This window comes from Prevotella sp. P5-92 (genome assembly GCF_002251245.1).
Classification (GTDB): Bacteria; Bacteroidota; Bacteroidia; order Bacteroidales; family Bacteroidaceae; genus Prevotella.
Window position 1 is genome coordinate 17,902 of record NZ_NPJG01000031.1, and the last position, 9,398, is coordinate 27,299.

Annotated in this window: 8 protein-coding genes and 1 pseudogene; 3 read left to right on the plus strand and 6 right to left on the minus strand. The window is 47.9% G+C overall.

From position 1 onward, the window contains the following. Positions 1–69: 69 nt before the first annotated feature. From CIK99_RS03205 to CIK99_RS03225, 5 genes are all read right to left on the minus strand, one after another. Positions 70–1,116 (minus strand): M23 family metallopeptidase, encoded by a 1,047-nt coding sequence (locus CIK99_RS03205; protein ID WP_094379706.1) that lies wholly within the window; start codon positions 1,114–1,116, stop codon positions 70–72. A 53-nt stretch (positions 1,117–1,169) separates the two neighbouring features. Continuing rightward, the gene (pgeF, locus tag CIK99_RS03210) at positions 1,170–1,967 is read right to left on the minus strand and encodes a peptidoglycan editing factor PgeF (RefSeq protein WP_094379708.1); all 798 of its coding nucleotides are present in this window, start codon (positions 1,965–1,967) and stop codon (positions 1,170–1,172) included. Beyond that, positions 1,957–3,129, minus strand: a complete 1,173-nt coding sequence (gene obgE / locus CIK99_RS03215; RefSeq protein ID WP_094379710.1) for a GTPase ObgE — start codon at positions 3,127–3,129, stop codon at positions 1,957–1,959. Before obgE ends, pgeF begins: the two co-directional genes overlap by 11 nt. Positions 3,130–3,288: 159 nt before the next feature. After that, entirely contained in the window at positions 3,289–4,479 is a 1,191-nt protein-coding gene (locus CIK99_RS03220; RefSeq protein WP_094379713.1) for a MalY/PatB family protein, read from the minus strand. A 30-nt stretch (positions 4,480–4,509) separates the two neighbouring features. Next, on the minus strand, positions 4,510–5,685 hold the full coding sequence (locus CIK99_RS03225; RefSeq protein WP_094379716.1) for a PLP-dependent aspartate aminotransferase family protein: 1,176 nt from the start codon (positions 5,683–5,685) through the stop codon (positions 4,510–4,512). Positions 5,686–5,957: 272 nt separating this feature from the next. On the opposite strand from CIK99_RS03225, the pseudogene CIK99_RS03230 reads away from it, so the two are divergent. Next, a pseudogene (locus tag CIK99_RS03230) lies at positions 5,958–6,539 on the plus strand (pyridoxal-phosphate dependent enzyme); the annotation flags it as partial. Positions 6,540–6,634: 95 nt separating this feature from the next. Here CIK99_RS03230 and CIK99_RS03235 read toward each other — a convergent pair. Further along, complete coding sequence (locus CIK99_RS03235; protein WP_094379721.1) at positions 6,635–7,777, minus strand: ATP-binding protein; 1,143 nt, start codon at positions 7,775–7,777, stop codon at positions 6,635–6,637. Positions 7,778–8,242: 465 nt separating this feature from the next. Between CIK99_RS03235 and CIK99_RS03240 the strand changes: the two genes are divergently transcribed. Both CIK99_RS03240 and CIK99_RS03245 read left to right on the plus strand, forming a co-directional pair. Next, positions 8,243–8,575, plus strand: a complete 333-nt coding sequence (locus tag CIK99_RS03240) for a nucleotidyltransferase family protein (protein ID WP_094379723.1) — start codon at positions 8,243–8,245, stop codon at positions 8,573–8,575. 16 nt (positions 8,576–8,591) lie between these two features. Beyond that, positions 8,592–8,903, plus strand: coding sequence for a DUF86 domain-containing protein (locus tag CIK99_RS03245; RefSeq protein WP_094379726.1), 312 nt, complete (start codon positions 8,592–8,594; stop codon positions 8,901–8,903). Positions 8,904–9,398 lie beyond the last annotated feature (495 nt).

Sequence of the window (9,398 nt, forward strand, 5' to 3'; positions counted from 1 at the left end):
TAATTTTTCGATATATGTGTTACATTCCCGATAATTTTTGCAGAAAAGGCGTATTTTTTTGCATTAAGTCTATTTCTTCCTGAGTTTTCCGGTTTTCAGAAAGTTTTCATACACGTCTTCCTTCACCTTATGGGCTACATGGTCGAAGAGTAAAGAGGGATTTTGAGCGGCTCCGTTGAGTCGCAGTTCGAAATGCAGGTGGGCGGTAGAGGCGCGTCCCGTCTGTCCTGTCAGGGCTATCACCTGTCCAGCCTTCACGCGGTCGCCTACGCTGACAAGATTTTTCGAGTTGTGGCTATACCATGTCTCCAGTCCTCTCTCGTGTCTTATCTTGATAAGGTTGCCATAGGCGGCATATTGTTGCGACATAGTCACCACTCCGTCGAAGGCGGCGAGTATGTTGTCGTTAGGCCGTGTCTTGATATCTACACCAGTATGCGATCGTCCGCCGCGCCGTCCGTATGGACTTATCACCTTTGCTCCTGGCAGCGGATAGAAGACGGCGAGGTCTTGTTCCTTTGTCTTCTTATCGGCTCCCACCACAGTTGTCTCCACGGCGAAGCCTTTTTTCTTGAACATCAGCGTGCGTCGGGTCAGGCGGTGGCTCTTGGGCATGACGATGATCTCGGGGTTTATCTTTCCGCCGTTCACCATCACGTAGAAGGTCAGCGCCCATCGTCCTTTCTCTCCTCCTACAATGGCAATGGTCTGTCCTGCCTTCACGCGGTCGCCCGCTTTCACCATGTTCTCCGCGTTTCGTTCATATACGGTCTCAAGTCCGTTGTCGTGTCTCAGCACTATCGCGTTGCCGTGTCCCGCCACGTGGCGTGCGAGTCTCACCGTTCCGTCAAACATCGCCTTCACGGCATCGCCTTTCTCGGTGGTTATCTCCATCTCACTGCCGTCCACCACCTTCGCCTTTCCCACGGGCAGTGGGAAAGAGTAGTCGCTGGTGCGGTATGCCGCGAAGTCTATGGTAAACGCGTCAGAGTGTTCAAACAGCCCGGGCGTCTCTATCTGTATCTGTTGTCGTTCGATGGCTGTAAACTCGTCCTTTATAGCCGATGTCAGCACCAGGAGTGCAACATATATACATAATAGGTGTAGTATTTTCATTATGTTTTGTTATTTAAGTTTCGCATATACTCAACTTCCTTAACACCCCGTTCCTACAGAGAGAGAGGAGATAGTAATGCTCCGGTAAATATTCTGCCACTGTTTATTCCTTGCCGCCGGGCTGAGAAGAAGTCGTGATTGTCAGTGTAGGTACATATCTGACTCACGGTTATTGCCTCTGGCCTCACGCCGAGTTCGACGAGCTGCAAGCGGTTACACTCCTTAAGGTCGATATGCCATTTGCCTCTGACGAATTTCGCCGATGTCTCGAAGCCAGCCTGACAGAACTGTTCATACACCTCCATTCCCACTTCAAACGCATCGAGCTCTATTCCTGGCCCTATCACGCACGTCAGGTCTTTCGGTTCACTCTTATATGCGAGAGCCATTGCCTTAATAGTCTTCTCAGCTATTCTCGCCACGGTGCCTCGCCATCCGGCATGTGCAACAGCAACGGCGTGGTGCTGCGCGTCGTATATAATAATAGGTATGCAGTCGGCTGTTGACACTCCAATGCAGACGCCGCTTTCGTTGGTCATCACGGCATCCACGCCCTCGAGTATCATCCGTCTTATGTTCTCAGGCAGCGTGATGAAGTCGGCGGCAATCTGCCTCACCTCCACTCCATGTGTCTGGTGAGGCATGACGAGATGCGCCTCGTCAATGCCCAACGCATCACACAGCGCCTGTCTGTTTGTGGCTATTGCTTCCGCCGAGTCGCCGCAATACTCGTTGATGTTAAACTCCTCATATTCCCCACAGCTCACTCCACCATGGCGCGTAGTAGAGAACATCACCGCATCGCCCTCGCTATGATAGTATAACCGTGGTGCGATTTGTTCACTCTTCATTTTCTTCTTCCTCGTACTCAAAGTCGTCGAGTTCATCAATATCCTCAACGTCAACATATTCTATGTCCTCGTCTTCGCCTTCGGCCTCCATTTCGGCAGCGAATCGGGTCATGTCCTTGTCGCGGTGTACTATCACATCCTCTTGTGTTATGGCCTGCAGCTTGTTGCTCTCGCTGTTAAGCTCCTTCCACAGGAGGTCTTTCAGTTCGGTGAGGCCCATGTTAGCCACCGACGATATAAACACCACTGGCAGGTCCTGCGGCAGTGTCTCCTTGAGCATCTCGATGAGTTCGTCGTCCAGGAGGTCGCATTTCGTCACGGCCAGCACTCGGTGTTTGTCGAGCATGTCGGGATTGAAGTTACGCAGTTCGTTCAGCAGTATCTCGTATTCCTTCTTAATGTCGTCGGTATCACCTGGCACCATAAAGAGCAGCAGCGAGTTACGTTCTATGTGTCTCAGAAATCGCAGTCCGAGTCCTTTGCCTTCGCTTGCTCCCTCGATAATGCCTGGGATGTCGGCCATCACAAACGACTTATGGTCGCGGTATCCCACGATGCCGAGCGACGGTTCGAGAGTGGTGAACGGATAGTTGGCTATCTTTGGCCTTGCGCTTGACAGAGCTGACAGCAGTGTCGATTTGCCAGCATTGGGAAATCCCACGAGTCCCACGTCGGCGAGTAGTTTCAGCTCGAGAATGATAGTCATCTCCTGCATCGGTTCTCCAGGTTGGGCATATCGTGGTGCCTGGTTGGTAGCGGTACGGAACTGGAAGTTGCCTAATCCTCCACGTCCGCCTTTCAGCAGCAGCACCTCCTGTCCGTCGTAAGCCACATCGCACACATATTTTCCTGTTTCAGCGTTATACACCACCGTACCGCAAGGCACGTCGATATACACATCTTTTCCGTCGGTGCCGTGACATTTGTCGCGTCCGCCGTTTCCGCCATGTTCGGCAAAGATGTGTCGTTCGTATTTCAGGTGCAGTAGTGTCCAGTAGTTATGGTTGCCCCTCAGATAGATGCTACCTCCCTTTCCGCCGTCGCCTCCGTCAGGTCCGCCGTTGGGGTTATACTTCACGTGCCGCAAGTGCATAGAGCCCTTTCCGCCCTTTCCCGAGCGACAATATATCTTCACATAATCAACAAAATTGGATTCTGCCATACTTAAAAAATCGATTTTGGGTGCAAAGTTAGTGCAAATCGAAGACAATACACAATTTGCAAAGATAAGAATTGCAAATTGCAACCATATTTAACTTTTATTTTTATTGTTGAGATGCAGCCTAACTTTAAATAAGTTAGCACAAGGTGTCTCTCTTACTTATAAGGCATCGCGTAAGCTCTCCAATGCTTGTGTAAGCACACTGCGCGGCGCGGCGACATTGAGGCGCATGAAGCCCTCGCCACCTTTACCAAACATTTCTCCGTCGTTAAGGGCGAGACGGGCTCGGCTTACGAAGAGGCGGTTGAGCTGCTCGTGGTCGAGATCAAGGTCGCGACAGTCGAGCCATACGAGGAACGATGCCTCAGGTCGCCAAGGCTTTATCTTCGGCATGTGGTCATGGCAGAAGCTGATGACATAATCGACATTACGTTCAATATATGCCAACATCTCCTTGCGCCACTCTTCTCCCTCGGGCGAGAAAGCAGCAAGGGTGGCAATGGGTGCGAATAGATGAGGTTCGTTGAGTTCGTTGGCTTCAAGCCATGAGAAGAAACGGCTACGCAGCGAGTCGTTGGGCACTATGGCGTATGAGCTCACGATGCCAGCTATGTTGAACGTCTTTGACGGTGCGCCGAAGGTGATGCTGCATTGTGCAGCCTCGTCGCTGACAGATGCAAAGGGAACGTGCCTGTTGCCGAAGAGTGCCATATCGCAGTGTATCTCGTCAGAGATGACGATGATGCCTCGCTCGTGACAGAAATGAGCCAGATGCCTGAGTGTGTCGGCATCCCAGCACACGCCGGCAGGGTTGTGCGGATTGGAGAGGATGAGCATGCGGCACTTCTCGTCGCATACTTCAGCCAGTTGGTCGAAATCCATGGAGTACGAAGCACAGCTCCACTGCCCACCGGTGGATAGTGTTTCAATGAGGGGGTTATAGACTACCTGGCGGCGGTTGCCTAATGGGGTAAGGCGGAAGGGATGATATACTGGGGGCTGGATGATGACCTTCTCGTCTTCCTTGACAAAGACGTTAATTGCCATGCCAATGCCCTTAACTATTCCCGGGATATATGTCATCCACTCCTCGCGAGGGCGCCATTGGTGATGGTCCTCTATCCATTGAGATACGCGTTGCCAGTAGTTTGCCGGCATCATAGTATATCCGAACAACGAATGATCGAGACGTCTCCTTATGGCGTCGGTGATGAACTGCGGCGTCTCGAAGTCCATGTCTGCCACCCATAGTGGCAGAAGGTTTGCGTCGCCATATCTCTCCTCGAGTACTCCGTGTTTCAGGTCGTCGGTGCCCGTGCGGTCTATTATCTTGTCAAAATTGTATTTCATTGCCCTTTATTTTTTTAGTCTTTCAATTGTTCAATATTTCAATCCCCCCTTTATATCCTCAATAATATCTTCCGCCGCCTCAAGCCCTATCGACAGTCGTATAGTGGTGTCGAGGATGTCCATTTTTTCTCTTTGTCGTTCGTTGAAGTTGCCGAAGATAGTGCTTGCGGGATGGATGGCGAGCGAGCGGTTGTCGAAGAGGTTTGTGGCACGGCGTATCAGTCGCAGGTTGTCGATAAACTTATAGCATGCTTCCTTGCTTGCGATGTCGATGGTGAGCATGGCTCCTGATGTCTCGCCAAACTGTCGGCGGGCGATGTCGTGATAAGGGTCGTCAGCCAGTCCTGGGTATCTCACGCGTTGTATTCCCGGGATGTCTTTTATGGCCTTGGCCACAGTGAGCGCATTGTCAGCCTGCACACGATAGCGTGCGTCAAGCGTCTCTAACCCGACGGTTTGCATGTAAGCCACATGCGGCGACATGTATGCGCCGAGATTCATGAGCATCTCCTGCCGCATCCTCTTGCCGAAGTTAGGATGTGTGCCGTAGTCTATCACCACGCCGCCAATTGAAGTGGCTCCGCCCGAGATATATTTCGTGCTCGACACCACTTCGATATCCACGCCGAGAGCCTTTGCGCTAAACTGCGTGAAAGGTATCGTTGTAGTATCGGCCACGAGCGGGATATTGTGGCGATGAGCCACGTCGGCAAGGGCCCGTATGTCGGCAATCTCCATCTGTGGGTTGGTGATAATCTCCATGAATATGCAGCACGTGGTGTCGTCGATGGCATTCTCCACCGCCTCGATGTCGGTGAGGTCGCAAAGCTTTGGTCTCACTCCAAATCTCAGCATCGTGCCTCCTATGAGAGCAAAGGTGTTGCCGAAGAGATGTCGTGAGGTGAGTATAGTGCGTCCTTGCGATGCCAGACAGAACAGAGTATTGCTGATGGCCGCCATTCCCGAACTGAAAGCCACGGCCTCGGCAGCTTCGGCAAGCGCAGCCACCTTTCGTTCGAAATATGTCACTGTAGGATTGGTCACACGCGAGTAATCGGGCATGTCTGACCGTCCACAGAAGGCGTCAGCCATCTCTTCCGCATTGTCAAATTCGTATGCGGCACAGTGATACACCGGCATGCTCAAAGCCCCATAGGCATCGGGATGCTGATAGGGTGTGTCTATTGCAAGAGTTTGTTTTTTCATCGTCTGTTATTTTCTTTCATGTGTGTTATTTGCGTGCAAAGTTACACCTTTAATTATATATATGCAATTATTTCCCTATTTTTTCAACAAACATACCACAAATAGGGTATATAAAATAACATAATCGTGCGATACTAAATGCCATTCATGTGGTATTGTGACACATTGCAAAATGTCGTAACTTTGCACTCAGAAACATTTAAACACAGGAAGATTATGACAACGATCGCAAAAAACGTAACAGAACTCATTGGTCACACCCCACTACTGGCGTACTCACTCCCGCCCACGAGGGCATGGGCGGAGCCATAGCGAAGGCTGAAGAGCTGGCAGAGGATATAGGCAATGCCTACGTGCCGCAGCAGTTTAACAATCCCGCTAATCCTGAGACACACCGTCTCACCACCGCACGCGAGATTATTGACGACACCGACGGCGATGTAGATATCTTCATCGCTGGAGTGGGAACTGGCGGTACTGTCACTGGCGTTGGCGAGACGCTGAAAAAGAACAATCCCAAGGTGAAGGTCATTGCCGTGGAGCCCGCCGATTCACCAGTGTTGTCGGGAGGAAAATCCGGTCCTCACAAGATACAGGGAATAGGTGCAGGATTTGTTCCCAAAGTGCTCAACCAGGGTGTATATGACGAGGTGTTCCGTGTGAAGAACGACGATGCCTTTGCCGCCGGCCGTCTGTTAGCACAAAAGGAAGGAGTCTTGGCTGGCATCTCTACTGGAGCGGCTGTTCATGCTGCTATCGAGGTGGCACGTCGTCCCGAGAACGAGGGTAAGACCATCGTCGCCCTACTGCCAGACACTGGCGAGCGTTATCTTTCAACAAGTCTGTTTAATTAAATGAATAATATAAGTATGGCAACAATCAAAGTAAATGGCGAGAGCCAGGAAGTAGTTCTTCCACTGACCGTGGAGGAGCTGATAAACTTGAGTAATCAACAGGAATATTGTCCTGCCCATAGCTGTTTGAGGAAGTCTTTGATATGGATGCACTCTACATCTCCCATGCGGCGGTTGAAAGGGTCGAGACTTACTATTATAAGTCGGGCTGTGGGGTAGTCTTCGGCAAATGACTTCAGACCTTTCAGATGGCGTGGAAGAACCTCCTCCACCGATTTTATTTCGATGGCAAGACGTGCGTCGCCTATCACGGCATCTACTTCAAGGCCAGTGTGAGTACGCCAGAATGTAAGCTGTTCAACGCTTTCACTATATGTGAGCCATGCCTTTAGCTCTTGTATTACAAGATGTTCAAATGCATGACCATATTCAGCTGTGCCCCTGACGAGATTACCACGGTGGAGCAAGTGGTTGACTATTCCCACGTCAAAATAATAGAAGCGAGGAGTCTGAACCAGTCGGCGCTTCATCAACTTGGAGAATGCCGGCAGGCGAAATCCTATGAGAGTGTCTTCAAGTATGTCAAAATAGCTGGCAACAGTATTTGCGCTTACTCCGCAGTCCTGGGCAATGTTATTGTTGTTGACCATCTCCCCGTCTGTAAGTGCAGCAACTTCAAGAAAGCGTTGGAATGCCGAAAGATTTCTCACAAGAGCCTCTTGCTTGATTTCCTCTTTCAGATATACATCAATGTATGCAGATAGCCGTTTTGAAGGATTCTTGGCGAGATAATGAGGTGGCAGCATACCATAGTTTATTGCATGATTGAGGTCGAAGTCGGGTATCTCCGCACTGACGAAAGGGCATAGATATGCAGGATATGCCCTGCCTCCAAGTGTGTTGTAACCCTTACGTTTGAGTTTTCTCGCACTTGAGCCGCAAAGGATAAAAACGAGACCTTTTTCTGACATCAGACGATGTACCTCATTAAGCATCTCAGGCACTTCGGGTATCTCGTCGATAATAACCAACGTGCCTTGTGGCTTATCAATGAGTGTGTCATACAGCAGTGAAGGTGTGCGTTTGAAGCGTGATGCCACTGATGTGTCGAGTAGGTCAATATATATGCTGTCGGGGAATTTTTCCCTGAGAAGGGTGCTCTTACCGGTTTGTCGTGCGCCAAAAAGGAAAATACTGTCTTCTAATTCCTTGTCTATTTTTAACTTACGCTCTATCATGTCCGTATATGTTATTTATTTATACTGAGGATTTTCATTGAAAATGCTCAACGCTACTGAGGATTTTCATTGAAAATGCGCAGCAAAGATACATATTTTCAACCTTCGGTGCAAGCATTATGGTAATTAATTATTTTTTATTAACTAAATTTTGACCTCAACTGAAAAAGGTTGTCACTTTAGAAGGCAAAAGAAGTGACAACTTTTTCTAGTCTAAGTCACCTTTAGTTTTGGGCAAAGCATTACAATTACAACATTACAATAAATCTGTGCCTATACTGAAATAATAGACGAATTCTTGCCCAACCATCCTTCGTTCATCCTTCGATTGGGACTTGGGGAATGATTATTGTATATTCGGAGGATAAAGGATAGAATAGCATTTCACATAAAAATGGCACTTTTTCCACAAAAAGTTTGGAGATACGGATTATTATTGTTATTTTTGCGCAAAAATTAAAGAGTATGAAGACAAGAAGTGAATATATACAGATAATCAGAGACCATGCCCCAGAGCTGCAATCGAGGTTTGGAATACAGTCTATGTCGCTTTTTGGCTCTGTCGCGCGTAATGAACAACATGAAGGCAGCGATGTTGACCTCTTTGTCAAGATGCCACCAAAGTTTTTCAACTATATAGAAGCATCTGAGTATCTCAGAAAATTATTGGAATGCGATGTTGACCTTATCAGTGACCATCGTAATCTTCGTCCTTTTTTTAGAAAACAAATAGAGCGAGATGGAATCAATATCTTTACAACAGAAGGAAATAGCCAAAGATTTATTGGAGTAAATTAGAGGAGCTATAGATAATTTGCTTGAATGGAATAAAGAATACAGTGAAGCAGACGACTTACTAAAGTCACCAGGTGGCATGAAAACTTTAGCAGCTAATTGTATGCTTATTGAGGCTATTGGAGAAAGCGTCAAGAAAATTGACTCAAAGACAAATGGACTACTTTTATGCAAATGTGAGGAAATCCCTTGGGGTAATATAAAAGGAATGAGAAACCACATAGCTCATGGTTATTTTGACATAAACGTGGATTTTATATGGGATGTCATTCAGAATGATCTACCACCATTAAAACATGCCGTGGATTATCTCATAAAATATTGCGAATAAATCCACGACTATTCTGAAACAATATTCACATAGGAATGAACGAATTTCCTTGATGCGTATTGCAGGAATGATGATTGGATTAGAGGACTTGCTACACCGAAAAGTCGATTTGGTAGAATCCTGCCGTCTCCTCCCATTCGCGCAAGAATCTGTTAACCGGGACAAATTATTGGTTTATGAGAGAAAAAATTAAGGACAAAGAGCGTTTGGAGCATATTATAAATCAACTTGTTTGTTGGTTTCTGCTGGAGTGCTTAAGCGGATTTAATCCATTGTATATTAAAATTTTATTATTACCTTTGCACTCGTTAACAACATCAAGGAAGTGGAATAAGGCCGATTAATCATTCGTCCCGAGACAGAGATTAATGTTCTGCCCCCACTCCTTAACATCCGAATCCGGACAGTTCACTGGGCTTTGACCCCGCATTTGCAATGATGGTTCCTGGGTGTTTTGATGTTGCATGTTTAATTTAATTTTATTATTATGACTTA